At 71.7% G+C, this 26834-nt stretch carries 20 protein-coding genes; 16 read left to right on the forward strand and 4 right to left on the reverse strand.

What is annotated here, in order from left to right:
- Positions 1 to 5: 5 nt before the first annotated feature.
- Complete coding sequence (gene pepN / locus E3N83_RS18135) at positions 6 to 2441, reverse strand: aminopeptidase N (protein WP_151084530.1); 2436 nt, start codon at positions 2439 to 2441, stop codon at positions 6 to 8.
- Between the two features lie 276 nt (positions 2442 to 2717).
- Here pepN and E3N83_RS18140 point away from each other — a divergent pair, with 276 nt between their 5' ends.
- The 5 genes from E3N83_RS18140 (at position 2718) to E3N83_RS18165 (ending at position 7407) form a co-directional block, all read left to right on the forward strand.
- Entirely contained in the window at positions 2718 to 3419 is a 702-nt protein-coding gene (locus E3N83_RS18140; protein ID WP_151084531.1) for a 50S ribosomal protein L25/general stress protein Ctc, read from the forward strand.
- 86 nt (positions 3420 to 3505) lie between these two features.
- Positions 3506 to 4108, forward strand: a complete 603-nt coding sequence (gene pth / locus E3N83_RS18145; RefSeq protein ID WP_151084532.1) for an aminoacyl-tRNA hydrolase — start codon at positions 3506 to 3508, stop codon at positions 4106 to 4108.
- Between the two features lie 414 nt (positions 4109 to 4522).
- Positions 4523 to 5011, forward strand: coding sequence for a hypothetical protein (locus E3N83_RS18150; RefSeq protein ID WP_151084533.1), 489 nt, complete (start codon positions 4523 to 4525; stop codon positions 5009 to 5011).
- Positions 5012 to 5035: 24 nt separating this feature from the next.
- On the forward strand, positions 5036 to 5803 hold the full coding sequence (locus tag E3N83_RS18155) for a 3'(2'),5'-bisphosphate nucleotidase CysQ (protein ID WP_151084534.1): 768 nt from the start codon (positions 5036 to 5038) through the stop codon (positions 5801 to 5803).
- A 296-nt stretch (positions 5804 to 6099) separates the two neighbouring features.
- A complete protein-coding gene (locus E3N83_RS18165) occupies positions 6100 to 7407 on the forward strand; it encodes a serpin family protein (RefSeq protein WP_202879268.1) in 1308 nt (435 codons plus the stop codon).
- Between the two features lie 61 nt (positions 7408 to 7468).
- On the opposite strand, the gene E3N83_RS18170 is transcribed toward E3N83_RS18165, so the two are convergent.
- The 3 genes from E3N83_RS18170 to E3N83_RS18180 all read right to left on the reverse strand — a co-directional run bounded on the left by E3N83_RS18170 (position 7469) and on the right by E3N83_RS18180 (position 9987).
- Positions 7469 to 8191: an AfsR/SARP family transcriptional regulator gene (locus tag E3N83_RS18170; protein ID WP_238343208.1), complete on the reverse strand. Its 723-nt coding sequence runs from the start codon at positions 8189 to 8191 to the stop codon at positions 7469 to 7471.
- Positions 8192 to 8386: 195 nt separating this feature from the next.
- Positions 8387 to 9091 carry a response regulator transcription factor gene (locus E3N83_RS18175; RefSeq protein WP_151084537.1) on the reverse strand — a complete coding sequence of 235 codons (705 nt, stop codon included), beginning with the start codon at positions 9089 to 9091 and terminating at the stop codon, positions 8387 to 8389.
- Positions 9070 to 9987: a sensor histidine kinase gene (locus tag E3N83_RS18180; protein WP_191907862.1), complete on the reverse strand. Its 918-nt coding sequence runs from the start codon at positions 9985 to 9987 to the stop codon at positions 9070 to 9072. The genes E3N83_RS18175 and E3N83_RS18180 overlap by 22 nt, the downstream gene beginning before the upstream one ends.
- A 738-nt stretch (positions 9988 to 10725) precedes the next feature.
- On the opposite strand from E3N83_RS18180, the gene E3N83_RS18185 reads away from it, so the two are divergent.
- The 11 genes from E3N83_RS18185 (at position 10726) to E3N83_RS18235 (ending at position 26833) form a co-directional block, all read left to right on the forward strand.
- Entirely contained in the window at positions 10726 to 12510 is a 1785-nt protein-coding gene (locus E3N83_RS18185) for an Ig-like domain-containing protein (protein ID WP_151084539.1), read from the forward strand.
- Positions 12511 to 12563: 53 nt separating this feature from the next.
- Complete coding sequence (locus E3N83_RS18190; protein ID WP_191907863.1) at positions 12564 to 13679, forward strand: substrate-binding domain-containing protein; 1116 nt, start codon at positions 12564 to 12566, stop codon at positions 13677 to 13679.
- Between the two features lie 105 nt (positions 13680 to 13784).
- Positions 13785 to 16052, forward strand: coding sequence for a substrate-binding domain-containing protein (locus E3N83_RS18195; RefSeq protein ID WP_191907864.1), 2268 nt, complete (start codon positions 13785 to 13787; stop codon positions 16050 to 16052).
- Positions 16049 to 17047, forward strand: a complete 999-nt coding sequence (locus E3N83_RS18200) for a sortase (protein ID WP_151084542.1) — start codon at positions 16049 to 16051, stop codon at positions 17045 to 17047. Before E3N83_RS18195 ends, E3N83_RS18200 begins: the two co-directional genes overlap by 4 nt.
- Before the next feature lie 8 nt (positions 17048 to 17055).
- Positions 17056 to 17898, forward strand: coding sequence for a phosphate ABC transporter ATP-binding protein (locus E3N83_RS18205; protein ID WP_151084543.1), 843 nt, complete (start codon positions 17056 to 17058; stop codon positions 17896 to 17898).
- Entirely contained in the window at positions 17895 to 18899 is a 1005-nt protein-coding gene (gene pstC, locus E3N83_RS18210) for a phosphate ABC transporter permease subunit PstC (protein WP_151084544.1), read from the forward strand. Before E3N83_RS18205 ends, pstC begins: the two co-directional genes overlap by 4 nt.
- Positions 18899 to 20074, forward strand: coding sequence for a phosphate ABC transporter permease PstA (gene pstA, locus E3N83_RS18215; RefSeq protein WP_151084545.1), 1176 nt, complete (start codon positions 18899 to 18901; stop codon positions 20072 to 20074). The genes pstC and pstA overlap by 1 nt, the downstream gene beginning before the upstream one ends.
- The gene (locus tag E3N83_RS18220) at positions 20071 to 21681 is read left to right on the forward strand and encodes a phosphate ABC transporter substrate-binding protein PstS (protein ID WP_151084546.1); all 1611 of its coding nucleotides are present in this window, start codon (positions 20071 to 20073) and stop codon (positions 21679 to 21681) included. Before pstA ends, E3N83_RS18220 begins: the two co-directional genes overlap by 4 nt.
- Positions 21678 to 22415 carry a lytic transglycosylase domain-containing protein gene (locus E3N83_RS18225; RefSeq protein WP_151084547.1) on the forward strand — a complete coding sequence of 246 codons (738 nt, stop codon included), beginning with the start codon at positions 21678 to 21680 and terminating at the stop codon, positions 22413 to 22415. Before E3N83_RS18220 ends, E3N83_RS18225 begins: the two co-directional genes overlap by 4 nt.
- Before the next feature lie 126 nt (positions 22416 to 22541).
- Positions 22542 to 26114: a transcription-repair coupling factor gene (gene mfd, locus E3N83_RS18230; RefSeq protein ID WP_238343209.1), complete on the forward strand. Its 3573-nt coding sequence runs from the start codon at positions 22542 to 22544 to the stop codon at positions 26112 to 26114.
- Positions 26114 to 26833 (forward strand): hypothetical protein, encoded by a 720-nt coding sequence (locus E3N83_RS18235; protein ID WP_151084548.1) that lies wholly within the window; start codon positions 26114 to 26116, stop codon positions 26831 to 26833. Before mfd ends, E3N83_RS18235 begins: the two co-directional genes overlap by 1 nt.
- Position 26834 lies beyond the last annotated feature (1 nt).

The following is a 26834-nucleotide window of genomic DNA, read 5'->3' on the forward strand; positions in this document are numbered from 1 at the left end:
GGGCCTCAGCCGGCCGCTCGCACCAGCAGCGCGACGTCGTAGTCGTCGACCCGGTCGCGCCAGCCGCGCCGCAGCACCGTGTTGTCGGTGCCCGCCGACGCGGCGTCGAGCCGGTCGCGGAACTCCTGGAGCCGGGCCACGGCCATCGGGATCCGGGGTACGGCGAAGCCGATGTCGGCGGCGAAGCTCTGGCTGCGCTCGGCCACCCGCGGCGCGTCCTCGAGGTAGCGGTCGAGGTACGGCGCGCACAGGTCCTCCTGGCCCGGCGTCCACAGGCCGGCGACCAGCGCGTCGAAGTCGCGGTTGGAGGTCGTCGGGTCGATGATCTGGCGCCACGCGTCGGCCTTCGCGGCTGCGTCGGGTCGGCTGGCCAGCGCGGTGAGTGACGCCTGATGGCCGCTCGAGGAGCGGTCGGCCGCGGCCTCGGTCGCGACCAGGTCCGCACCGGCGGCACCCAGCACCACGAGGCGGCGCACGGCGACCCACCTGGTGTCGCGGTCGATCTCGAGCCCGGGCCGGGCCCGGCCGCTCTCGAGCCAGTCGCCGAGCAGGGTCACGTCGCGGGTGCTGGCCGCTAGGCCGCGCATCGCGGCCAGGGCGCGGTCGCCGTCACCGGCGTCGAGCGCGGTGGTGCACACCGACGCCACCGACGCCTGGGCGGCCGCCAGGGCCTCCGGCGAGGTCCACTGCGTCAGCACCATCCCGCGGACCCGGCGCAGCACCGAGTCGAAGACCACCGGGTCTCGCTCCCGGCCGAGGTGCGCCTCGACGACGCCCATGAACGCCGGTGCGGTCAGCCGGCCCGAGCGCACGCGGGTGAACGCGTTGGACCACGCGACCGCGCGCTGCAGCGGCTCGGAGAGCTCCGAGAGCCCGTCGACCAGGCCCTGCCAGGACGCGTCGTCGAGCAGCACGTCGGCGTAGGCCTCGTCCGCAGCGTTGGGCAGCACCGGCAGTCCCGCGAACGACGTCAGCGCGACCGGCTCCGAGCCGAGGTCGACCAGCGTCGTACCCGGTCCGGCGGAGCCGTCCAGGGCCGCCACGGTGAAGCGGTGCGGCCGCGACCCGTCGCGCTCGAGCACGGGGACCTCGCCGTCGCGGCTGACCCGGATCGTGTCGAAGCCGGTGGTCCGCAGGTAGGCCTCGGCCCAGCCGCGGACGTCGCGGTCGGTCACCGAGTCGAGCGCCTCGAGGAAGTCGGCGAGCTCGGCGTTGCCGAACCGGTGCCGGGTCAGGTAGACGTTGGTGCCCTCCACGAAGGTCTCCCAGCCCAGCCAGATCACCAGCTGGTGGAGCACCGAGGCGCCCTTGGCGTAGGTGATCATGTCGAAGTTCGTGAACGCGGTGTCCACGTCGACCAGGTGCTCGGCGTCCTCGGCGATCGGGTGCGTCGACCGGCGCGCGTCGGCGGCGTAGCCGGTGGGCTTGCGGTTGAGCGAGAAGTCCGGCCACGAGCCGGCGACCCCGGCCTCGTGCGCGACGTGGTAGCCCATGAAGTCGGCGAAGGACTCGTTGAGCCAGGTGTCCTGCCACCACTTCATGGTCACCAGGTCGCCGAACCACATGTGCGCCATCTCGTGCGCGATCACGGTGGCCCGGTCCACCACCTCGCCGGCGTCGGGCTGGTTGCGCGGGAGGTACTCGTCGCGGAAGGTCACGCAGCCCGCGGTCTCCATCGCGCCCCAGTTGTGGCCCGGGCCCATCACCTGGTCGTAGGAGTCGAACGGGTAGGGCTCGTCGAAGGTGCGCGTGTAGAAGTCGAAGCAGGCCTCGGTGACCTCCTTCATGTTCTCGAAGTCGCGGTCGAGCTCGGTGGCCAGCGACGCCCGCGCGTGCCAGCCGAAGGGCAGCCCGGCGTGCTCCCACGTGCGCGAGGCCCACGGTCCGGCGCACACCGTGAAGAGGTACGTCGAGATCGGCGGCGTGGTCGTGAACCGCCACGCCGCGCCTTCGTGGCTGTCCAGCCGGCCGTTGCCGAGCACCGTCCAGTCGGCGGGTGCGGTGACGGTCAGGCTGATCGGGGCCTTGAGGTCCGGCTGGTCGAAGCAGGCGAAGACCCGGTGCGCGAGGTCCATCCCGGCGTACGCCGCCACGTAGGTGGCGTCGTCCGCGGGGTCGGTGACGGTGTGCATGCCGTCGCCGTCGTTGACGTAGGGGATCCGGGCCTCCACGACCACCTCGTTGACCGGCTTCAGGTCGTGCAGGGTGATCCGGGTGCCGTCGTACGCCGGAGCCGGCACCGCCGCGTCGTTCACGGTCAGCCGGAGGTCCTGGGCGTCGGCCAGCTCGAGGAAGGTGGTCGCCCGGGGATCCTCGAGGTCGAAGGTGACCGTGGTGCGGCAGCCGAAGGTCTCGCGCGAGGTCAGGTCGAGGTCGATGGCGTAGGCCACGCGGGAGATCCGGGCGGCGCGGGCACGGGCTTCGTCGTAGGTGAGGGACACGCTCTCGACCCTAGGCGAACCCTCCGGGGGCGTGCATCCTGGTTGTCCGAGCGGCCGGGACGTGATGACGATTCGCGTCGTACCGCTCGCGCTGTCTAGACTCTGGCAGTTGCCTCGGCGAGGGAATCCCTTGGATCCAAGGGCGTCCGTGATCGACAGGGCCGGCTGATCTCACGCCGCGCTGACCCGGTCGCGCGGCGTTTCTCATGCCGAGGCCAAGAGCCCCGGTGGTCGAGCTGAGTCGAGACCACCACACGACGCACGAGGAGACATGAGATGGCCGCCGACAAGATCACCGCAGAGCTGCGCACCGAGTTCGGCAAGGGCGCCGCCCGCCGGATCCGCCGCGAGCACAAGATCCCCGCCGTCGTGTACGGCCACGGCAACGACCCGATCCACCTGACGCTGCCGGGCCACGACACCATGCTCGCGCTCAAGCGGGGCGGCAGCAACGCACTGCTGGAGCTCGACATCGACGGCAAGCCGCAGCTCGCCCTGGCCCGCGAGGTGCAGGTCGACCCGCTGCGCCGCGTGCTGGAGCACATCGACTTCGTGGCCGTCCGTCAGGGCGAGCGGGTGACTGTGGACGTCCTGGTGCAGCTGGTCGGCGACGCCGGCCCCGACACCCTCGTGGTCACCGAGAACACCACGGTGCAGGTCGAGGCCGAGGCCACCCACATCCCCGAGAGCATCGAGGTCTCGATCCAGGGCCTGCCGGTCGGCACCCAGATCCACGCCTCCGACCTCCGCCTCCCCGAGGGCACCACGCTGCTGGTCGACCCGGAGACGCTGGTCGTCAACATCACCGCCGCCCAGTCCGAGGCGCAGCTGGAGGCCGAGCTGGCCGAGGCCGAGGCCGACGCCGGCATCGTCCACGAGCCGAGCGACGACGACGTGGCCGAGGCGCAGGACGAGGCCGCTGCCGAGGACGCCGACCGCGAGAGCGGCAGCGAGTCCGCGGGCGACTCGAGCGAGTGAGGCTGCCGCGCCGGCCGGGGTGGCTGCGACGCAGCCCAGCCTCGGCCCGCGCGACCGCTGACCGGACGACCGTGGGAGCAGGTGACATGGCTGTGGGTGAGCGGGGCGAGGTATGGCTCGTCGTCGGCCTGGGCAACCCCGGGCCGTCGTACGCCGGTCACCGGCACAACATCGGCTATCTCGTCGTCGACGAGCTCGCCGACCGGATGGGTGCGCCGTTCCGGGCCCACAAGTCCGGCCGGGCCGACGTCGTGGAGGGCCGGCTCGCAGCGCCGGGGACCGACGGTCCCCGCGTGGTGCTGATGCGGGCTCGGACGTACATGAACGAGACCGGCGGTCCGGTCTCGGCGCTGGCGAAGTTCTACAAGGTGCCGCCGGAGCGGATCGTGGCCGTGCACGACGAGCTGGACCTGCCCTTCGACTCCATGCGGGTCAAGCTCGGTGGTGGCGACAACGGCCACAACGGCCTCCGCAGCATGCGAGCCTCGCTCGGCACCGGCGACTTCCACCGGGTCCGGATCGGTGTCGGCCGCCCACCGGGCCGCCAGGACGTGGCCGACTTCCTGCTCACGAACTACTCCGGCGCCGAGGGCAAGGCGATCCCCCTGCAGGTCGTCACGGCGGCCGACGCCGTCGAGTCGCTGGTATCCGACGGGCTGGAGCGCACCCAGTCGCGGTTCAACTCCTGAGCCCCATTACCACCCGTTCAGGGGCGTTTCGCGCCCGAGACGTGGAATTTACCCAACTAGTGACGTCGTGGACTGGCGTTTTCGGCAGTCCTTGCGGAGAATGGTTCCCGGCAGGACCTTCGACTCGGGGGAGTCGTCGATCATCGATCACTGGTGCTGCCATGGGACGAGACCGCAGAGGTCTCGATGGGGGAAATTGATCGTGGAGTTCGTCTCCTCGGCACTGCCGGGGACACCTATGGCGACGGCCGTGCGTTCCACGCACCGCTGCGCGATCGTTGTACGGCCAAGCGCCGTTTCTTGCACCCCGCGACCCAGTCGTCGGGCTCACGCCTGCCGGCTGACCGTGAGGTACTCCCGCCCAGTAACGCTCCGGGTGTCGCCCGGAGCTTCCAGGGAACAGGAGATTTCATCATGAACAAGCCAAGCAGGCGCGCAGTAGTCCGTACCGGTGTCTGGGCGGTCCCCGTGGTCGCCACGGCCGCCGCCGCTCCGGCCTTCGCCGGGACCAGCACACCGCCGGTCGACGTCGAGGGCGTCGGTTCGGGCTGCAAGCTGCCCGGTCACAGCACGCACGACGGTGAGACGTTCTACGGGTACCGGATGGTCGTCACGTTCGACAACAACACCACGACCAACCAGGACATCCAGCTCATCGACTTCACGATCAGCGGCAAGTCGGTCACCGGCTTCCCGACCGGCTCGATCCTCACGCTGACGCCGGGGCCCAACCCCGAGCTTTTCATCGTGACCAGCTCGGCCAGCTCGCAGCGCACCGCAGTGATCACGTTCGAGTACAAGGGGACCATCATCACCAAGACGGTCACCTTCCCGGACTTCAACCCCTGCAAGTGCACGCCCAAGGACGCAGACCCGACGCTGATCACGTCGAACTGCTCCTGACCCAGGGCGCTACTGTTCGGTCCCGTGACCGACTCCGATCGCCCTCTCGTCCACGACGACCATGCACTGGCGGCCTGGCTGGCCTCAACGGCCGGCCAGCGGTTGCTCGAGGTACGAGAGGGCGGTCTGGTCGGGCGTGAGCTGAAGGACGCCGGTGACAGGGCTGCCCACGAGCTGTTGGTGGCGCTCTTGGCTCAACACCGGCCCGCGGACGCCGTGCTCTCCGAAGAGGGAGCCGACGACAAGCGGCGCCTCAGCTCGCCCCGGGTCTGGATCGTCGACCCGCTCGACGGCACGCGCGAGTTCTCCGAACCGCCGCGTGCCGACTGGGCGGTCCATGTCGCCCTCTGGGAGAACGGCGAGCTGACGGCAGGCGCCGTTGCGCAGCCCGCCCTGGGGGAGACCTTCTCCACCGGTCAGCCACCCGTGGTGCCGCCCCGGACGAGCACTCGTCCGCGGATCGCGGTGTCGCGGACCCGGCCACCGGCGTTCGTCGCGGCTCTGGCGGCCGAGATCGACGCCGAGCTGGTGCCCATGGGCTCGGCCGGCGTCAAGGTGATCTCGGTGGTCCGTGATCTCACGGACGCCTATGTCCACGCCGGAGGCCAGTACGAATGGGACAACGCCGCCCCCGTGGCGGTGGCTCGTTCCGCCGGCCTGTTCTGCTCACGGGTGGACGGCTCGGAGCTGCGCTACAACCAGGACGACGTGTCCCTGCCCGACCTGGTGGTCTGCCGGCCCGAGCTGTCCGACCAGATCCTCGACTTCGTACGCCGCCACGGCACCGACTGAGACCCGCTGACGGGTCGCACCGCCGACCCTCCTGACCTCGGTATCTGAGGACCGACGAGCAGCCTCCTGATGTCGACACCGATCCAGGAGGCCGGCATGTGGGACACCGTGGTCGAGACCACGTCTCACCTCTCGCACGAGATGCCCTGCCCGTGGTGCCGGCACGCGTCCCACTCGTTCCTGCCGTGCTCGGACCGGTGCCGGTGCACAGGCTGGCGCGTCCTGCGTGAGGCCGAGCCGGTCGCCGCTCTCGCCGCCGATGGGAACCGCGCGCACGTCGCGGGCGTCCCATCGGCATGCTGACCCGACGCGACTCGCTTCGACTGCTCGGCCTCTCCTCGCTGGCCGTCTCGCCCCTCCTCGCCGCGTGCGGCGACCGCGGCGCCGGCGCCGCGCCTGCCGGTGACTCGATGCAGGGGCTCAGGCTGGTCAGCGCCCAGGTCTCGCGGAGTGCGGGCGACGCCGCCGCGATCCCCGACGTGGTGACCGCTATGGGTGGCTTCACCGCCGACCTGTGGAGCCACCTCGGCACCCCCGGCGACAACCTCGCTCTCTCGCCGTACTCGATCGCGGTGGCCCTGGCGATGACCGCGAACGGTGCCGCGGGCCGCACCCAGGCGCAGATGCTCGACGTGCTCCACGTCGGCTCCCTGGCGTCGTACAACGCCGGGATCGACGCGCTCACCCAGCAGGTGCTGGCCCTGGCAGGTCCGGTCACCCAGGCCGACGGGACACCGGACGAGATCGCACTGGCGACGGCCAACCAGCTGTTCGGTGACGCCGAGACCCAGTGGGGCCGGGCGTTCCTCACCGTCCTGGCCAAGGAGTACGGCGCGGGGATGCGGACCGTGGACTTCCGGACGGCAGCCGAGGCGGCGCGGCAGCTGGTGAACCAGTGGACCGCGAGCCAGACCCACGACCGGATCCCGACCATCCTCCCGCCGGGAAGTGTCGACAGCACGACCCGGCTGGTGCTGGTGAACGCGCTCTACCTGAAGGCGCCCTGGGGCGACCCCTTCGACAAGTCACTGACGGCGCCACGGGCCTTCACCCGCGCCGACGGCTCGCGCGTCCAGGCGCCGATGATGCAGGGCGACCCGGCCGGGGCCGGGTTCGTGTCCGGGTCGCACTACACGGCCGCGCGCCTCCCCTACGCCGGCGGGAAGCTGGCCATGACCCTGGTGCTTCCCGACACCGGGTACGAGACCGAGGCCCTCGCCGCCCTGCTCGGTGACGGCCTCACGGCCGCGGGCCAGCCGGGCGTCCACGTGGAGCTCCCGCGCTTCACCTTCCGCACGCCGTCCGGGCTCAAGCAGCCCCTGATCGAGCTGGGGATGCCACTCGCGTTCGGTGACCTCGCGGACTTCTCCCCGATGTCGCCGACCACCCCGCTGCTGATCGACGACGTGCTCCACCAGGCCTTCGTGGCCGTCGACGAGAGCGGCACCGAGGCCGCGGCCGCCACAGCTGTCGTGATGCGCGAGACCAGTGGCTCGGTCGGCGGACACACGCTGGTCTGTGACCGGCCGTTCCTCTTCGTCGTCCACGACACCGCGCACGGCACACCGCTCTTCGTGGGTCGGGTCGCCGATCCCACGAGCTGACCCGGAGGACGACCCCCGCGCGTCGCGTCGCGGTCTCGCCGGCGTCAGCCGATCGCGAGCGTCAGCCCGAGGCGCGCAGGCGATCCAACGTGGAAGCACGGAACTCCCGCGGCCTGCGAAGGATCTGCAGATGCAGCTCCTGGGTCTGGGGCGACGGGTCGGTGCCCAGCTCCTCGGCGAGATGGACGCGGCAGTCCTCGAACACGCGCAGGGCCAGCCCGACCTCTCCCAGCTCGGCATGAGACCGCATCAACGACCGTGTCGCTGCCTCGACCGTCGGGTCGAGGCGCACCGCAGTCGTGGCGAGGTCCTGCGCCTCGCGCAGGAGGCCGAGCTCGAGGGCGGCCCGAGAGGCGTCGCAGAGCGTCGTCACGTGCAGGGCCTTGAGCGCGTCCCGCTCCGCCACTGCCCAGGGCGCGTCGTCCTCGTGGGCGTAGAAGTCACCGGCGTAGAGAGCCAGGGCTGCGCGGGCGTTGGTGAGGACCTCCGCCGACGCCGACGACCGGGCCGCGAGCTGGGCTCGCTGCGCCAGGGCCCGGAAGGCGTTCACGTCCACCCACGCGTTGCGCAGCGTCAGGGCGGCGTGGTCGCGAACGACGCACGGCTCCCCGACGGTGCGCCTGATCTGACTGGCCGCGGTGCCGAGGCTGTTGCGGGCGCGATCCACGGTCACGTCCGGCCACAGCTTCTCGATCAGCCCCGACACCCGGACCGGTTGACCGTTCTCGAGCGCCAGGAGACGCAGCAGGTCGCGCGTCTTGCCGGTCCGCCACTCCTCCTGCATCACTCGGGTCCCATCGGAACGATGGACCTCGAAGCCTCCGAGCAGGCGGATACGAATCTCGCACTTCTGGTGCATGGCCCCCCCGAGCCTTTTGCTTTCACAGCCCCCCGACTGCAAGGCTCAGGTTAGTAGTTCAGTGGCCGTCTGTCTCCCCGGAGTTTGCCCAAATTTTGATTTCCCCGGCGTGTCGCGCCGTCATTCGGCTGACGGACGACTAGGGGGCCGCGAGGGTGGCACCCAACCCGCCTTGCGAGCGGCTCCGACGGCCGCCAGCTGACTGGTCACCTCGAGCTTCGCCAGGATCGACTTGACCTGGGTCCGCACCGTGGCCTCCGACACGAACGAGGCGTCGGCGATCTCGCGGACGGGCTGGCCGTCCATCAGGTGGGCGAGCACCTCGATCTCTCGTGCCGTGAGGAGCTCGAGCCTCCGGCGAACGGTCTTGACCACCTCACGCTCGGTGTAGAAATGGGTGATCAGGCTCTGCCGCTCCTCACCGGTGTGCACGTGACGACCGTCGGCCACCAGCCGGAGGGCGGACAGGATCTCCTCGAGTCGTGCCGACTTCGACAGCACCGCCCGGGCACCCTCGCGCAGGCACTGACCCCATCGCGCTCGGTCGGTGCTCCCGGTGACCACCACCACCGAGATGCCCGACCGGGTCAAGGGTGCAACCAGGCGGGTTCCGTCGCCGCCGGCGCCGAGGTCCAGGTCGAGCAGCGCGATGCCGGGGTTCATCCGCATCACGCTCGTGAGCAGCTGGCCGGGCATCGCCCGCTCCTTGACGGGAATCCGGCGAACGTCGAACCCCTCTCGCGTCAGCGTCACGTCCATGGCCTCAGCGAAGAGGACGTGGTCCTCGACCAGTGCGACGGTGGTCACGTCCGCGCGGCCAGGCATGGCGTCGACGCGGCGCTGGGGCGCAGGACAGTGGTGAAGGTGGCCCCTCGTCGGTCGGCGGGCGGGTCGAGGAAGAGGTCACCGCCCATCTGTCGTGCCAGCCGGCGTGCGATGTCGAGCCCGATCCCCTCCCCGGGCGACTCCGACCCGCGGACTCCCCGGTCGAAGAGTCGGGGTGCCAGGTCGCGGGGCACTCCGGGCCCGTCGTCCGACACCGTCAGGAGGATCTCGCTCGGGCGGCTCTTCACCTGGACCGAGACCTCCGCTCCCGGAGCGTGCCGTGCGGCGTTCTCCAGGAGGATGTGCACGATCTCGGCGATGTCGTCCCCACGACCGATCGCCGTGACCTCGGCCGCCTCCCAGGCGACCCGATGGCCGCGCAGCCGCAGGGTCTGGACGAGCGGCTCGATCACGGAGCCGACGTCGACGGGCTCGTCGACTGCCGGGGCGGTGTCCTCGTCCCGGAGGATCCGCTCCAAACGGGTGATCTCCCGGTCGTAGAGGACCTCCAGACTGCTGCGCTCGGCCGTCGACAGCTGGACGTCCGGGTTGCTGAGCAGCCGGTGGGTGAGGCCGATCCCGGCGACGGTGGCGCGAACCTCGTGGAGCCGGTCTCGTGCGTCGTGGGCCTTGATCAGCATCGGGTCCAGGTCCTCGTCGTGGACCGGCGGGGCCACGGGGGACTGCTCGCTCGCGGAGGACGGCCGCAGCCGGCGCGCCGTCCAGACGACCACCCCGAGCTGAGCGAGCAACCAGGTCGCCACGAGCAGCGTGCTGATGTCGGAGGGCGGCCCCAGGACCACCAGCACAACGGCCAGGACCGGTGCGGACAGGGTGAGCGCGGCCAGCCCGGGCGGCACCGGCCGCGGCGTGGACCGGGATCGCCGTGCGGTCACACCCTCGTCGAGCCCGATCCGAGGTTCGGGCCGAGCCGGACCGTCGGGGTCCGTGAAGGCGCGGTCCAGCGGCCGGTCGTTGCCGGCAGATGGGCCTCCCCCGTGTGTCCCAGGCCCTGGAAATCGTCTGAAGTCGTCGATGCGCATGGTTTCCCCCCGTGTGCGGTTCCATGAAGTCATGCGCGCCCAAAACATTTGGTAAAAGCGCGTCAAATGGGGCGCCCGGAACCGAGGTGGGACCCACCAGCCGTGTCCGGAGTCCATCGCCCTTTCGGGGGAAAGCGCTACAGCGGTGGGTCCGGCACCTCGTCAGGTTTTCCGAGGCGGCACAACTTCGGCTGACCTCGGCGCCACGGCTGGTGGGCCGTCGGGGATGCGTCAGCGGATAGGCACCAGACTGGTGGCGCCGGATCGTCCTCGGCATCCTCAATCGAGGGGGATCTTCGATCGGAGTCGAGCCTCGGAAGGGCGGCTGCCCCGCGCAGGGTCCGGTTCCTGGAGACGGCGCAGCGGCGAGGCGGGAGTGCGTCCAGCTCGGCCTGACCGACCCCAGGGTCGAGTAGTCCGATCGGACTACCCGACCTAGGCCGATCGGGCGCCGCGACGCGCCGAGGCGGGCACGGGCTTGACGTGGGCTCCGTTGTCGTCCTAAATACGACTAAGTCAGTAGACATACTGATGTTCTCGGGTCACTCGACCACTCGGCCGCGGCCGTCCCTTGTTCGAAGAGAGGTGCTCATGCGCACACGCCTGCGCGTTCTCGGTGCCACCGTCACGACGGCTGTCGTCGCGGTCGCCGTGCCCCTGGTGACATCGTCCCAGGCCCATGCCGCCCGGTTCACCGGCGGTGACGTCGTCGTCTACCGGGTCGGTAGCGGCGGCGCCTCACCCCTGACCAACGCGGCCGCGCCGGTGTTCCTCGATGAGTACGCGCCCGGCGGCAGCCTGGTCCAGTCGGTGGCCCTCCCGACGACCGCGGCGGAAGGCAACGCCCGCCTCACCGCCAGCGGCCAGTCCCGGTCCGAAGGCCTGATCGACCGGTCGGCCGACGGCCGGTTCCTCGCGGTCACGGGGTACGACGCCGCCGTCGGAGCAACCGGACCGAGCGGGGCGTCCCTGACCGCCTCCGACCCGGCCCAGGTCGGACGCGTGGTCGGCCTGGTCGACGCCAACGGCACGGTCGACACCACGACGGTGCTCACCGGGGCGGGAGTCACCAAGATCATCCGCTCGGCGACCACCACCGACGGCGAACGGCTCTGGGCCACCGGCGGGAACGGCGGCGTCGTCACGACCAACCGCGGCTCCAGCGCCGCCAGCACCGTCGCGGGCAGCGCGACCAGCAACCTCAGCGCCCTGACCGTCCAGGGTGGACAGCTGTTCAGCAGCGGCATCTTGACCGACCGGCTCGCCCGCATCGGCACCGGTGTGCCGACCTCGGGTGCCCTCACCGACCTCCCGGGGCTCCCCGACAACCTGCTGACCTACGGCTACGCGCTGGCCGACCTGACCCCGGACGACTACGCCGGAACCGGTCTGGACACGCTCTACATCGCCGACGGCTCGGCTCGCGGGGGGACCGTCGACAAGTACCGCTGGAACGGCACGACGTGGGCGTCGGCCGGCTACGTCGACGTCGAGGGCGCCTTCGGCATCGTCGCCGACGTACAGGGCGCCTCGGTCAGCCTGGCGGTGACCACCCCGACCTCGCTGGTCACCCTCACCGACCCCGCCGGCGCGGCCGCGTCGTTCGCCCCGTCCGCGCCGACCGTGCTGGCCACCGCCGCCCCCAACACCGAGTTCCGGGGGGTCGCCCTCGCGCCGACCGCGGCGGCCGGCCCCTCGGTCTTCCTGCGGACGCCTGCCGCCGGCAGCAGCGTCCCGCTCGGCGGCACCGTCAAGGTCTCGGCGTACGTCGCGTCGCCCGCCGGCGTGGGCGCGGTCGAGGCGAAGCTCGGGAGCGGCGCGTTCGTCGCGGCGACCCAGTCCGGCCACGTGTGGACCGCCCAGGTGCCGACCACCGGGCTCAAGACCGGGGCCGCGACGGTCACGTTCCGGGCCACCGACACCGCAGCCACGCCGGCCACGACGACCGTCACCCGCTCGGTCACGCTGGGCGGCTCCGCCGTCCCGGCCGGCAACCTCCCTGCCGGCTCCTACCCGTGGTCGGCCAAGAAGGTGAAGCTGGCCGGCACCTGGAAGTCCTACCGGACGTCGCACTCGCCGTCCGGCAAGGGTGAGAAGTCCGCGAAGAGGAAGTCGACCGCGACCGCCAAGGTCTACGGCCACGGCGCCACTCTCACCTTCGACCGCTCCGCGAAGGCGGGCAAGGTCAAGGTCACCGTGGACGGCAGGAGCACCACGCTCGACCTCTACAACAAGGCCGGCAAGCCCCTGAAGAAGAGCTGGAGCTTCTCCGGCCGTCTGAAGAGCCACACGGTCGTCGTCACGGTGCTCGGCAAGAAGGACGCGGCCAGCAAGGGCCTCTGGGTCCTCCTCGCCGCACTGAAGGTGAAGGCCTGATGAGGACGCCCGGCACCCACCCGACACCCACCCGGACCAGAACAGGAACCCCGATGTCCCGACGTACCCTGCGTGCCGGCCTGGCCGCCGGCGCCGCCACCCTGCTGACCCTGACCGGAGTGGCGGCGCACGCCGACCCGAACCCGACGGACCCTGGCACGCCGATCAGCGGCAAGTCCCAGACCGAGCTGTACGCCGCCGTCGGTGCCGACGCGTTCGCGGAGCTGACCAACAACGTGGTCAGCGCCTACGACGCGCAGGCGCCGGCGCCGGCACACCTGCTGGAGTCGTACGACGCGGTCAACCCGGTCACGGGGCAGACGCCCGAGACGATCACCACCAAGCCCGGTTGCCCCATCTCGCGACCCAACGGCGCCAACGGCGGCTTGAGCGCGATCCTGCTCAACCAGAAGAGCACGGTCGACAACACCAGCTACTGCATCGACTGGGTCCGGTCCAGTCGCGCGAAGAAGACCGACGGCACGGAGGCCGGACTGACGTTCTACGCCCAGAGCCAGGACGCGGTCTCGTACGCCGTGGTCGGCAACGCCTACGCACCGACGACGCCGCTGACGACCGCCCAGCTGAAGGACATCTTCGAGTGCACCGACACCGACTGGAGCCAGGTCGGAGGCCAGGCGGGTCCGATCCACGTCTACCTGCCGCCCGCCTCCGCCGCGACCCTGACCTTCTTCCTGCAGGCGATCGGGACGACGCTGAACAACGTCCAGGCGGGCTGCCAGGGCCTGCCCACGGTGTTCTCCCAGCAGCAGAACGACGGCCGGACCATGAACGGTGACCCGATGGGCATCGCGCCGTACGCCGTGACCAAGTGGGCCGCGCAGAGCAACCAGGCGCCCGGCATCGCCGACAACCGCGGAGGCACCCACATCGGGCTGGTCAACACCACGACGTCGCCGATCACGACCACGGTGCTGAACAACGTGACGTACGACGTCCTCAACCCCGCGTTCACCACCGGTGACAGCACGGCGTTCGGCCGGCTGTTCTTCAACGCGGTCCGCAACGACGCTCCGCAGGACCTGAAGGACGTGTTCAAGGCGGGGGGCTTCCTCTGCCAGAACCAGGACGCGTTCCTGGTGCCGTTCGGCAACACGCCCCTGGGCAACGACCAGAACGCCGCGCGCTTCTGCGGCCAGGCCAGCTGAGTCGGCGTCATCGATCCAGAACCCCCGATGGTGGCGGGCCCGAGGCCCCGGGCCCGCCACCGGCACGAACACCAGCACCACCACCGAGCAACGGGAGAGCAGCACATGTCGATCGCGCCGATCCGACGACGAGCACGCCACAGGACCACGGCCGTCCCCGTCGTCGGGGGACTGCTCGTGCTCGGGCTGCTGGCGCTCGCCACTCCGGCGGTCGCGCACCCGTCGGCCACGGCCGGCTCCGACGGTCCCGTCACCGTCCCGGCGCCGGGAGCCGGGGACGGGGCGACGGTCACGGTCAGCCGGACCATCGGTCTGGTCAACCAGACGGTGCGGGTGTCGTGGTCGGGGTTCCGGCCGAGCTCGGCGACCCGGCTCCAGAACAGCGGCGACTCCCTCGACGTCAACACCGAGAACCCGGTCCGCGTCTACGAGTGTCGCGGCGCGGACCCGGCCAGCTCCAGTGACTGCTACGGGTCTCCGGGCTTCCGTGGGGTGGACGCCACCGCCACCAACCCGGCGATCCCGGCGGTGCCGCCGTTCACCTACCCGGGTCAGACCGACGCCTTCGACGCGACCCCGGACGGTCCCGCGAACTGGCAGGACACCGTGACCGGCGCCGACGGCACCGGCCAGGTCACCATCCAGCTGTTCACCAAGCGCGAGTCGGCGGCCCTGGGCTGCGACGCCGGGGCGCCGTGCTCCCTGGTGGTGGTCCCCAACTACGGCCGTCCGCAGGGCGACACCGAGGACCTGCTCGACGCGCCGTGGGCGTGGGCGAGGCGCACCGTCGTCCCGCTGGGCTTCCTGCCGGTGGACGACGCCTGCCCCCTGAGCGGCTCGTCCCTGCGGGTCGAGGGCAGCCCGATGGTGGCCGACCTGCTGGCGACCTGGCGAGGTCGCACCTGCACGCTGGCCGACCACCCCGTGACGCTCGACTACACCTCGATCGGTGAGCCACAGACGCGAGGCGACGTCGCCTCGGGCACCACCGACACCGGGCTGGTCATCGACCCGCTGGACGCGGACGCTGCGGCGACCGCGGGAGTCGTCTACGCGCCGGTCACCGTGACCGGGCTGGTCGTCGCCTTCCAGATCGACGACGCACACGGACGGCCGGTCACCTCGATGCACCTGAACGCGCGGCTGGTCGCCAAGCTGATCACGGCGTCGTACCGCTCGGGAGGGGACCCGGCGGTGATCGACAACCCGGTCAACATCTTCCACGACCCCGAGTTCCTGAAGCTGAACCCCGGCGTCGACTGGCCCGGCGGTGCGCCGGGCAACCACCCGCTGCTGCTCGGCGACCTGTCGGACACGACGCTGGCGCTGACCCGCTGGATCGCCAGCGACCCCGACGCACGCGCGTTCCTCAAGGGAAAGCCCGACCCGTGGGGGATGACGGTCAACGCCACCTACAAGGACCTCGACTTGCCCTTCGCCGGCTACCCGCTGCTCGACCAGGCGCTGTCCTCGACGTTCCAGCCGATCCAGGGCATGGACGCGCTGGCCCGCCAGCTGTCCATCGCCCAGTTCCCCGGCGCCCTGGTCACCCAGGAGAACGGCCAGAACGTCGTGACCAAGCAGCCGCGGCAGAACCCCGGCGCCCGGGAGGTCTTCGGCATCATCGACGCTGCCGACGCGGCGAAGTTCCTGCTGCCGACCGCCTCGCTCCAGAACGCGTCGGGTGCGTTCGTCGCTCCCACGACCGCGAGCCTGCAAGCCGGGATCACCCACGCCGTGGTGAACGCCGACGGTGTCACCCGCAGGGTGGACCTCGCGTCGCAGGACCCCCACGTGTACCCGTTGACCCTCCTGGTCTCCGCGGCGCTGTCCACCCACGCCGACAAGGCGGCCCGGGGCCTGATGGCCGACTTCCTCGACTACGTGGACGGACCGGGACAGGTGCCGGGCCAGCGCGTCGGGCAGCTGCCCCCCGGACACGCGCCATTGACCAAGGCCCTGCGCGCGGAGGTGACCCGAGCTCGGGCCGCGGTGCTCGCCGGCCCTTCGACGGAGCCCACCGTGGACCCTTCGCCGACCGACACCCCGCCCAGCTCGCCGACCGACCAGCCGACCACACCGGTCGGTCCGGTCGGGCCCGTAGGTCCGGCCTCGGGCCCCGGTGACGCCACCGGCTCCCTCCCGCTCACCGCGCCCTCGGACGGCGCCTCACCGTCGGCCGGCGCCACGCCCCCTGCGTCGACCGAGGCCGCCGCCGCCCCGCAGATGGTGGCCGTGTCGTCGGAGTCGACGACAGCGCGCCAGCTGCTGCTGCCGGTCCTGCTCGGTTTCGCCCTGCTCGGCCTCGTCGCGGGTCCGGCGCTGCTCTGGCTCGGTCGCTCGGGACGGGGGCCGCAGTGGCTGCAGCGATGACGCCCGTGTCGCCCGGCCAGCCGGTCGCCCCGGTGGTCGAGCCGGTGGTCGACCCGAGCGCCGGCGAGAGCGGGATCGCCGGGACCGCACGCCGCCGGATGCTCCGGCTGGTCGGGTCTCGCCGTCCCGAGCCGCCGGCACCGCCCGTCGCCCCTCCGCTCGCGACGCCTCCCGAGCGCCGTCGGGTGACGACGGCCACGGTGGTGGCCGGAGGCCTGCTCCTGGTCACCGGGCTGGTCCTGGCCTTCGCCGGCTACCTGCTGGTCGGCTCCGGGCTGGCCGCCAACCGCAACCAGGGCGTGATGTACGACCACCTGCGCACCTCGCTGGCCCAGGCCACGGTCCCCGTCTCGGCACCGATCGCCGCCGGCACACCCCTCGGTGTCGTCAGCGTGCCGACCATCGGGCTGGAGCAGGTCTTCGTCGAGGGCAGCTCGTCCGAGCAGACCCTGAACGGCCCGGGGCTCACGACCGGCTCGGTGCTGCCGGGCCAGACCGGGCTCTCGGTGCTGGTGGGTCGCCGGGCGACCTTCGGAGCGCCGTTCGCCCACCTGGACCGGCTGCACCCCGGTGACCGGATCGACGTCACCACCGGCCAGGGCAGGTTCGCCTACGTGGTCGACCTGGTGCGCACCAGCGACGCGCCCGCGAGCCAGGTGCGCGTCGTACCGTCGCGGCTGACGCTGGTCACCTCCGATCCCGCGTTCACACCGGACCGGAAGCTGGTCGTCTCGGCGCACCTGACCGGCAACGCGCTGCCCGCGAGCACCGGTACGACGGCGCCGGCCTCCGACCAGCCCGGCCACGGCAGCCACGACCGGGCCGTCGAGCTGCTGCTGTGGTGCCAGCTGCTCCTGCTCGTCACGGTCGCAGTGACCTGGGCGGCCCTGCGGCTGCCGGGCCGCGGCCTGTGGATCGGAGCGGTGCCCGTGCTGCTGGCGATCCTCTGGAACGTGTTCGAGAACCTCGCCGTCCTGCTTCCCAACACCCTGTGAAGGCCGACATGACCATCCTCGACGAGACCCCCTCCGACCAGACCCTCAGCCTGCCGGCGGTCCAGGACGCCCTGCCTGGTCGGCCGGCGACGCTGGTCGCCGAAGGCGTCAGTGCCTGGTTCGCCGACCACCAGGTGCTCGAGGACGTCACCCTGACCATGCCGGCCGGACGGGTCACGGCTCTGATCGGACCGTCGGGCTGCGGGAAGTCGACCTTCCTGCGGATCCTGAACCGGATGCACGAGTTGGTGCCCGGTGCCAGCCTGGCCGGCGGCGTCCGCCTCGACGGGGAGGACATCTACGACGCCGGACGCCGGCCGATCGAGAGCCGTCGGCGGATCGGGATGGTGTTCCAGAAGGCCAACCCGTTCCCGACGATGTCGGTCCACGACAACGTGCTGGCCGGACTGGCCCTGACCGGGTGCCGGACCCGCGGTCGCGAGGACCTCGTGGAGCGGAGCCTTCGCAGCGCCGGCCTCTGGGACGAGGTGCGCAACCGGCTCGAGGCACCGGGGAGCTCGCTGTCCGGCGGTCAGCAGCAGCGGCTCTGCATCGCTCGCGCCCTGGCCGTGCGTCCCGACGTGCTGCTGATGGACGAGCCGTGCTCCGCGCTCGACCCGACCTCGACCCGACGGGTCGAGGAGACGATCCGGGCGATCGCCGGCGAGGTGACCGTGGTGATCGTGACCCACAACATGCAGCAGGCGCACCGGGTCTCCGACCGGTGCGCCTTCTTCCTGGCCGCCGAGGGACAGCCCGGCCACATCGTGGAGCAGGGCGACACCACCGACATCTTCGAGCGCCCGGCCGATGCCCGCACCGCCGACTACGTGAACGGACGTTTCGGATGACGACCACACCGGCCGGCACCCTGTCGGTCACCCGGCCACCCGTCGTACGCCGGAACCTCAGCTACCGCCCGACCGCGCAGGACCAGGGCTTCGTGGCGGCCGCCCGGGCGGCCGCCCTGTCCACCCTGGTGATCATGGGCCTGATCGGCTTCTTCCTGCTGATCGGGGCCTGGCCCGCCCTGCACAGCCAGGGCCTCGGCTTCCTCACCGAGAGCCAGTGGCTGCCCGAGACCGGCACCTTCGGGATCGCCTCGCTGCTCTGGGGAACCGTCCTGGTGGGCCTGTTCGCGCTGACGGTGGCGGTGCCCCTGGGCTTCGGAGCGGCCCTGTTCATCAGCGAGTACGCGCCCCGGTCGCTGCGGAAGCCGCTGGTCACGCTGGTCGACCTGATGGCGGCGGTGCCGTCGATCGTCTACGCCATGTGGGCGCTGTTCTTCCTCCAGGCGCACTTGCTGACGATCGCGCAGTGGCTGTCGGTGCACCTCGGACCGGTCCTCCCGTTCCTGCGGGTGCAGACGCCCGACTCGCCGTCGTCGTACACCTCGTCGGCCTTCATCGCGGGCATCGCGGTGGGCATCGTCGTGCTGCCGACGGTCACCTCGATCATGCGCGAGGTGTTCGCCCAGGCGCCGATCGGCGAGCGTGAGGGTGCCATCGCCCTGGGCGCGACGCGGTGGGGCATGGTCCGGGCGGTGGTGATCCCCTTCGGTCGGGCCGGGATCGTGGGCGGCGTGATGCTCGGCCTGGGCCGCGCGCTCGGCGAGACGATCGTGGTCTACGCCATCATCTCGCCGATGTTCGGGTTCACGACCCATCCGCTCCAGAGCGGCACGAACACCATCGCCTCCCACATCGCCTCCCGCTACTCGGAGTCCGGCGGCCTCGCGCTCTCCGGCCTGCTCGGGGCCGGGCTGGTGCTCTTCTTCTTCACCCTGGTCGTCAACACCCTGGCCGGTGTCGTGGTCAGCCGATCGCGCTCCGGCGCCTCCACGGAGATCTGATGTCGACGCTCCTGACCTCACAGCCGCCCGCGCCGACCGGTGACCAGCGCGTCGTACGACGAGAAGCGCCGCGGCGGGTCCGCCTCGGGGGAGCGGACCCCGAGCTGGTCTCCCACGTCGCGTCCGCGGCGTTCGGTGCGCTGGCGCTCGTCTGGCTGGTCTACGAGCGGCTGGTGCCGATGACCGGTGCGATCGGCTTCTGGCTCTGCTGGTACGTCGCGTTCCTGGTGTTGTTCGCGGCGGTCAGCGCGACCACCCTGGACCGGATGGGGGTGACCGACCGGATCGTCGGGGCCCTGGTCACCACCGCGGGGCTGGTGATGGTGAGCTGTCTCGCAGGCATCGTGGTGTTCACCTTCGCCCGGGGCAGGCAGGCGCTGATGCACCTGAACTTCTACACCCAGACCACGGCGTACATCGGTCCCGAGGCGCCGCTCGACCAGGGCGGCATCTACGCGGCGATCGTCGGCACCCTCGAGCAGGTCGCGATCTCGGTGGTCCTCAGCGTGCCCCTCGGCATCGCCACCGCGGTCTACCTCAGCGAGGTGCGCGGTCGGCTGGCGCGGCTGGTCCGCACCGTCGTCGAGGCGATGAGCGCGGTCCCCACGATCGTGGCCGGCCTGTTCATCTACTCGATGCTGATCCTCAAGTTCGGGCAGGAGCGCAGCGGCTTCGCCGCCTCGCTGGCGCTCTGCATCAGCATGATCCCGGTCGTCACCACGACCGCGGAGGTGGTGCTGCGCCTGGTGCCCAACGGCCTCCGCGAGGCCTCGCTGGCGCTCGGGACCACCCAGTGGCAGACCGTACGACGCGTGGTGCTGCCGACGGCCCGGCCGGGGCTGGTCACTGCCGTGCTGCTCGGGGTGGCGCGGGTGATCGGCGAGACCTCGCCGGGGCTGCTGGTCGCCGGCTCGACCAACGAGCTCAACTACGACCCCACGCACGGCCCGCAGCTCTCGCTTCCGCTGTTCGCCTTCACCTCGATGCGACAGCCGCTCGACACCGCCATCGCCCGGGCCTTCGGCGCCTGCGTGGTGCTCCTGGTCCTGGTCGTCGTGCTGTTCGCCCTGGCCCGGATCCTCGGCGGTCGCGAGCCCGGTCACATCTCCCGCCGCCGGCGCCGTCGTCTCGCCGCGGCCCGCGTCACCACCACCGAAAGCGAGCCCGCCCGATGAAGAAGTCCACCTCCGTGAGCCTGACCGGCCGCCTCGTGCTGGCGGCCCTGGCGGCGTCGCTGGTCAGCCTCCTGCTGGTTCCGGCTCCGGCTCAGGCTGCCGACTACGTGCCGATCTCCGGAGCCGGCTCGACCTGGAGCCAGGTCGCGGTCGACGCCTGGCGCGCCGACGTCCGCGCCAGCGGCGTGGTCGTGAACTACGCCGGCACCGGCTCGACCGACGGTCGCTCCCAGTTCATCCAGGGCACGGTCGACTTCGCCAACACCGAGATCCCGTTCCAGAACCCACCGGAGCCCGGGCAGCAGGCCGAGATCCCCAGCCGTCCCTACGCCTACCTGCCGATCGTGGCCGGCGGCACGTCGTTCATGTACAACCTGACCGTCGCCGGTCAGCGGGTCCGCGACCTGCGCCTCTCGGGTGACACGCTGGCCAAGATCTTCACCGGCGCGATCACCCGCTGGAGCGACCCCGCGATCACCCGGGACTACGGCAAGACCCTGCCCGACATCCCGATCATCCCGGTGGTCCGCTCCGACGGCGCGGGCGCCTCGGCCCAGTTCACCAAGTACATGGCCAGCCAGGCGCCGTCGGTCTACTGCCCCTTCATCCGCAGCAAGCTCAACCTGAGCGGCAGCGCCTGCCCCAGCGTGTCCTTCTACCCGGCGTTCGGGAGCTCCAAGGCGCAGAACGGCTCCAACGGCGTCGCCAACTACGTCGCCGCGTCGTACGGCGCCGGGGCGATCGGGTACGTCGAGTACGCCTACCCGAAGCGGATCGACTTCCCGGTGGTCAGCCTCCTCAACAAGGCCGGCTACTACTCCCAGCCCACGGCCGGCAACGTCGCCGTGGCGCTGACCAAGGCCAAGATCAACCCCGACCTCACCCAGAACCTCGACTCGGTCTACAGCAACCCCGACCCGCGGGCCTACCCGATGTCGAGCTACAGCTACATGGTCGTCCCGACCTCGACAGCCGCGCCGTTCAACACCGACAAGGGGCGCACCCTGTCGACCTTCGTCAACTACTTCCTGTGCGGCGGCCAGCAGAAGGCGGACATCCTCGGCTACTCGCCGCTGCCCAAGAACCTCGTCGAGGCCGGCTTCCAGCAGGTGGCGCGGATCCCCGGTGCCGTGCCCTCGCCGTCGATCACGCAGTGCCACAACCCGGCCCTGGACATCCTCCACTCGGCACCGATGCCCGACAAGTGCATGAAGGTGGGCGCGACCTGCGACCCGTCGACGACCCCGAGCAGCGGCGGCACCCCGAGCCCGAGTGGTACGACGACGACCACGCCGGGCAGCAGCACCCCCGCCGGCGGCCTGCCCGGGTCGACCACCCCCGGGGGCACGGCCGCCGACCCGGGAGGCGGCCCGTCGGGTTCGGACCCCGGCGCGGCCGCACCGGACCCGCTGACCGGCACTCCGGCAGGTGGGACGGTGACCACAGCGGGCGGCGCCCTGACGGCGGCGGCCGGCACCCCGGTCAGCCTGGCGTCGTCACGGGCCGGCCAGCAGAAGGCGATCGGCTGGTTGGTGGCGGCGATGCTGGCGCTGACCGTGCTCGCACCACCGTTCCTGGTCTCGCGACACCTCCGTCGACGACCGTGAGCCGGGCCCGGTCCCGGTGGGTGGCCCTGGTCGCCGTGGCGCTCGGGCTGGTGGCAGCCCTGGCCCTCGGCGTGCGCGTGCTGCCCCGACCCGACCCGGTCCTCCGGGTCCCGCCGGACACCCTCCTGGTCGCCGCACCGCGTGCCCACTCGCGCCCGGTGGCGGCCGCGACCCGCGCCACGACGGGAGCCACGACGGTGAGCCTCCGGTGGGTACGTCGTACCTCCGCGGACACGGGGGTGCCGTGGCCGGCGGTCCGCGCCTACGGTGCCGCCACGCTCGATGTCGGTCGGTCGGACCCCGGCTGCCACCTGTCGTGGACGACCCTGGCCGGCATCGGGTGGGTCGAGTCGCAGCAGGGGACGATCGGGGGTCGAAGGCTGGGGGACGACGGCCGCCCCGACCGGCCGATCTCCGGTCCCAGCCTGGACGGGAGCGCGGACCTGGCGGCGCTGACCGCGCGGTCGGGGGGCTGGCAGCACGCGGTCGGCCCCATGCAGTTCCTGCCCGGCACCTGGGCCCGGTGGGCCTCCGACGGCGACGGCGACGGCGTCCGGGACCCCGACGACCTGGACGACGCGGCTCTCGGCGCGGCGCGGTACCTGTGCGCCTCGGGCACGGATCTCGCGACCGGGACCGGGTGGAGCGCCGCGGTGTTCTCCTACAACCACGCCGCCTCCTACGTCCTCGACGTCTATGCGGCCGCCCAGGAGTACGCCCAGCGAAGCTCGTGATCTGCCAGCGAAGCTCCTGATCGGTCGGCATACCTCCTGACGCAGCGGCTGACCGCGGGACCGTCGGTACCGCCGTCTACCCTGAGTCGGGCAACCCCCATCGCTCGCCGATGGGGGCCGCTCGTGCTGTCCCCCTGCTCTCCCAGCCACTCCACCGAGGTGCCCGTGATCCTGTCCGCGCTGTCCGAGGCCGTCCTCGCCGAGCCTGCGCTCGCCGAGGTGCTGGGCGACCCCGCGCACCTCGGGACCCTCGACCTGACCGGGCCCGCGGGGCTGCGGCCGTTCCTGGTCGACGGCCTGGTCCGGGCGGGCCGCACGGTGCTGCTGGTCACCGCCACCGGTCGCGAGGCGGAGGAGCTGACCTCCGAGCTGGCTTCCCTGGTCGACCCGGCGACGATCGCCTACTTCCCGAGCTGGGAGACGCTGCCGCACGAGCGGCTCAGCCCGCGCAGCGACACCGTCGGCCGGCGCCTCGCGGTGCTGCGCCGGCTGCGTCACCCCGCGGCCGGGGCCGGCAGCGGGCCGCTCCAGGTGGTGGTCGCGCCGGTGCGCTCGATCCTCCAGCCCCAGGTCAAGGGGCTGGGCGACCTCGTGCCGGTGGAGCTGGCCGCCGGCGACGAGGTGGTGCTCGACGACGTCGTACGCCGGCTCGCCGACGCCGCCTACACCCGGGTCGACCTGGTCGAGAAGCGCGGCGAGTTCGCGGTGCGCGGCGGGCTGGTCGACGTCTTCCCGCCCACCGAGCAGCACCCGGTGCGGGTGGAGTTCTGGGGCGACGAGGTCGAGGAGGTCCGCTCGTTCGCGGTGGCCGACCAGCGCACCATCGAGGTCGTGCCGCGGCTCTGGGCACCGCCCTGCCGCGAGCTGCTGCTGACCGACGACGTACGCCGTCGGGCGGCCGAGCTCGGACGCGCCCACCCCCAGCTGGCCGAGATGACCGACAAGATTGCCGCCGGCATCGCGGTCGAGGGCATGGAGTCGCTGGCGCCGGTGCTGGTCGACGAGCTCGAGCTGCTGGTCGACGTGATGCCCGCCGACACCCAGGTCGTGGTGGTCGACCCCGAGCGGGTCCGCAGCCGCGCGCACGACCTGGTCGCGACCAGCGAGGAGTTCCTCGGTGCGTCGTGGGCGGCCGCCGCGGGCGGCGGCACCGCCCCGATCGACCTCGGCGCCGCGTCGTACCGCGATCTCGACGACGTCCGCGAGCACAGCCGCTCGCTCGGCTCGCCGTGGTGGACGGTGAGCCCGTTCGGCCTCGACGACTCGGTCACCGACCGGTCGACGCTCACCCTCGCCGTGGGGGCCGTCGAGGGCTACCGCGGCGACCTCGAGCGGGCCGTCGCGGACCTGCGCGGCTGGCTCGCCGCCGGGCACCGGGTCGTCGTGGTCCACCTCGGCCACGGTCCGGCCCAGCGCATGGTCGAGGTGCTCGGCGACCACGACGTGGCGGCCCGCCTGGTCGAGCCCCGCGACGACGCCTCGCTGGAGCCGGGCATCGTCCTGGTCACCACCGGCACCTTGTCGCACGGCTTCGTCGACGACGCCCGGGGTCTGGTCCTGGTCACCGGCGACGACCTCTCCGGCCAGCGCGCGGCCACCCGCGACCAGACCCGGATGCCCACGCGACGCAAGCGACAGATCGACCCGCTCGAGCTCAAGGCCGGCGACTACGTCGTTCACGAGCAGCACGGCGTCGGCCGCTTCGTGGAGATGCGGCAGCGCGAGGCGCAGGGCGCCACCCGCGAGTACCTCGTGCTGCAGTACGGCGCGTCCAAACGCGGCGGCCCTCCCGACATGCTGTTCGTGCCGGCCGACAGCCTCGACCAGGTCACCCGCTACGTCGGCGGCGAGCAGCCCAGCCTCGACCGGCTCGGTGGCGCCGACTGGGGCAAGCGCAAGGGTCGTGCCCGGCGCGCGGTCCGCGAGATCGCGGCCGAGCTGATCAAGCTGTACGCCGCTCGCCAGGCCACCCAGGGCTTCGCCTTCGGCCCCGACACCCCCTGGCAGCAGGAGCTCGAGGACGCCTTCCCCTTCCACGAGACGCCCGACCAGCTGACCACGGTCGAGGAGGTCAAGGCCGACATGCGGCGCACCGTGCCGATGGACCGGCTGGTCTGCGGCGACGTCGGCTACGGCAAGACCGAGATCGCGGTGCGGGCGGCGTTCAAGGCCGTGCAGGAGGGCAAGCAGGTCGCCGTGCTCGTCCCGACGACGCTGCTGGTCCAGCAGCACTACACGACGTTCGCCGAGCGGATGGGTGCCTTCCCGGTGACGATCCGGGCGCTCAGCCGCTTCCAGACCGAGAAGGAGGCGCGGGAGGTGACCGACGGCCTGCGGGACGGCTCGGTCGACATCGTGATCGGCACCCACCGGCTGCTCAACCCCGACATCTCGGTGAAGGACCTCGGCCTGATCGTGGTCGACGAGGAGCAGCGCTTCGGCGTGGAGCACAAGGAGCAGATGAAGCGGCTGCGCACCAGCGTCGACGTGCTGTCGATGAGCGCGACGCCGATCCCGCGCACGCTGGAGATGGCGATCACCGGCATCCGCGAGATGTCGACGATCACCACTCCGCCCGAGGAGCGGCACCCGGTGCTGACCTACGTCGGCGCCTACGAGGACCGCACGGTCACCGCTGCGGTCCGGCGCGAGCTGTTGCGCGAGGGCCAGGTCTTCTTCATCCACAACCGCGTGCAGTCGATCGAGAAGGCGGCCGCCCGGCTGCGCGAGCTGGTGCCCGAGGCCCGGGTGGGGGTCGCTCACGGGCAGATGGGCGAGCACCAGCTCGAGCAGGTGATGCTCGACTTCTGGGAGAAGCGCTTCGACGTTCTGGTCTGCACCACGATCGTGGAGTCCGGGCTCGACGTCTCCAACGCCAACACGATGATCATCGAGCGGGCCGACACCCTCGGACTCTCCCAGCTGCACCAGCTGCGGGGCCGGGTCGGCCGCTCGAGCGAGCGGGCCTACGCCTACTTCCTCTACCCGGCCGAGAAGCCGATGACCGAGACCGCGCACGAACGGCTCGCCACGCTGGCCCAGCACTCCGACCTCGGCGGCGGCATGGCGATCGCGATGAAGGACCTCGAGATCCGGGGCGCGGGCAACCTGCTCGGCGGCGAGCAGTCCGGTCACATCGCCGACGTCGGCTTCGACCTCTACGTGCGGCTGGTGGGCGAGGCCGTCAACGAGTTTCGCCGGGGCGACGGTGCTGACGGAGAGCCCGAGCTCGGCGAGGTCCGGATCGAGCTGCCGGTCGACGCCCACCTGCCGCACACCTACATCCCCAGCGAGCGGCTGCGCCTCGAGATGTACCGCCGGCTCGCCGAGGTGCGCTCGGACGCCGACGTCGACCAGATCCGCGACGAGCTCGACGACCGGTACGGCGAGCCGCCGGCCGAGGTCGCCTCGCTGCTGCTGGTCGCCCGCTTCCGGGCCCGGGCCCGGCAGGCGTCGGTCACCGAGGTCACGATCGCGGGGCGCAACGTGCGGTTCGCACCCGTGGACCTGCCCGAGTCACGCGTCGTACGTCTCAACCGGCTGTATCCCCGCAGCATCCTCAAGCAGCAGGTCGGGTCGCTGCTGGTGCCGCGGCCGCAGACGGCGGTGATCGGGGGGCATCCGATCGACGGGGTGGCCCTGCTTGAATGGGCACGCGCGGTGATCGACACCGTCATCGATCCCAGGGAGGCCACCTGATGCTGGAGCGACACTCTCGCCGTCCGGTCGCCCGGTCCGTGACCCTCGCCGGCCTGGCCGTCCTGGGCCTGCTGCTGAGCGGCTGCGGCGGCTCGCTCGGCATCCACCCCGGCTCGGCCGTGGTGGTCGGCAGCGACTCGGTCTCCATGGACAAGATCGACACCGACTCGGGCCTGATCTGCCAGGCGTTCCTTCCCCAGCTCCAGCAGGGCGGCCAGAAGGTGCCGATGCGCTACGTGCGCCAGCTGGTCGCGACCAACCTCGCCCAGCGCGCCCTCGGTCAGCAGCTCGCCGACGCCTACTCCGTGCAGCCGACTCCGGACTACGCCAACCAGGTCACCCAGCTCACCCAGCAGTTCGCCTCCGCGACTCCCGAGATCCAGCGCGCCGTGATCGACGTCGAAGGAGGGTCCGCCTACCTCCAGAACGTCCAGGTCGCGGTCGGGCGCCAGCTCCTCGCGGCGTCCGGCAGCCCGTCCGCCTCGACCAAGTCCGCCTTCCAGCGGGGTCAGGTCGCCACCCAGGACTGGCTGCGCAGCCATTCCGCGACCATCGACCCGGTGTTCGGCGCGTCGGTCGACGGCGGTGCCTTCACGCAGGGCTACGACCAGACGTCGTACCCCCTCAGCACGCTGGCCGCGGCCGGCTTCCGCAGCACCAGCCAGTCCGCCGACCCGGCCTACACCACGGGCCTGCCGCCCTCGCAGATCTGCGGCTGAC

This window comes from Nocardioides cynanchi (assembly GCF_008761635.1).
In the GTDB taxonomy this organism is placed as follows: Bacteria; Actinomycetota; Actinomycetes; order Propionibacteriales; family Nocardioidaceae; genus Nocardioides; species Nocardioides cynanchi.

Excerpts from the sequence above, each read along its gene's own strand:
- E3N83_RS18175 (WP_151084537.1), bottom strand. The coding sequence starts at position 9,091 with ATGCCTGGCCGCGCGGACGTGACCACCGTCGCACTGGTCGAGGACCAC.
- pstA (WP_151084545.1), top strand. The coding sequence starts at position 18,899 with ATGTCGACGCTCCTGACCTCACAGCCGCCCGCGCCGACCGGTGACCAG.
- E3N83_RS18140 (WP_151084531.1), top strand. The coding sequence starts at position 2,718 with ATGGCCGCCGACAAGATCACCGCAGAGCTGCGCACCGAGTTCGGCAAG.
- E3N83_RS18200 (WP_151084542.1), top strand. The coding sequence starts at position 16,049 with ATGACGCCCGTGTCGCCCGGCCAGCCGGTCGCCCCGGTGGTCGAGCCG.
- pth (WP_151084532.1), top strand. The coding sequence starts at position 3,506 with ATGGCTGTGGGTGAGCGGGGCGAGGTATGGCTCGTCGTCGGCCTGGGC.
- E3N83_RS18165 (WP_202879268.1), top strand. The coding sequence starts at position 6,100 with ATGCTGACCCGACGCGACTCGCTTCGACTGCTCGGCCTCTCCTCGCTG.
- E3N83_RS18235 (WP_151084548.1), top strand. The coding sequence starts at position 26,114 with ATGCTGGAGCGACACTCTCGCCGTCCGGTCGCCCGGTCCGTGACCCTC.
- E3N83_RS18195 (WP_191907864.1), top strand. The coding sequence starts at position 13,785 with ATGTCGATCGCGCCGATCCGACGACGAGCACGCCACAGGACCACGGCC.
- E3N83_RS18150 (WP_151084533.1), top strand. The coding sequence starts at position 4,523 with ATGAACAAGCCAAGCAGGCGCGCAGTAGTCCGTACCGGTGTCTGGGCG.
- pstC (WP_151084544.1), top strand. The coding sequence starts at position 17,895 with ATGACGACCACACCGGCCGGCACCCTGTCGGTCACCCGGCCACCCGTC.
- E3N83_RS18170 (WP_238343208.1), bottom strand. The coding sequence starts at position 8,191 with ATGCAGGAGGAGTGGCGGACCGGCAAGACGCGCGACCTGCTGCGTCTC.
- E3N83_RS18190 (WP_191907863.1), top strand. The coding sequence starts at position 12,564 with ATGTCCCGACGTACCCTGCGTGCCGGCCTGGCCGCCGGCGCCGCCACC.
- E3N83_RS18205 (WP_151084543.1), top strand. The coding sequence starts at position 17,056 with ATGACCATCCTCGACGAGACCCCCTCCGACCAGACCCTCAGCCTGCCG.
- E3N83_RS18185 (WP_151084539.1), top strand. The coding sequence starts at position 10,726 with ATGCGCACACGCCTGCGCGTTCTCGGTGCCACCGTCACGACGGCTGTC.
- E3N83_RS18220 (WP_151084546.1), top strand. The coding sequence starts at position 20,071 with ATGAAGAAGTCCACCTCCGTGAGCCTGACCGGCCGCCTCGTGCTGGCG.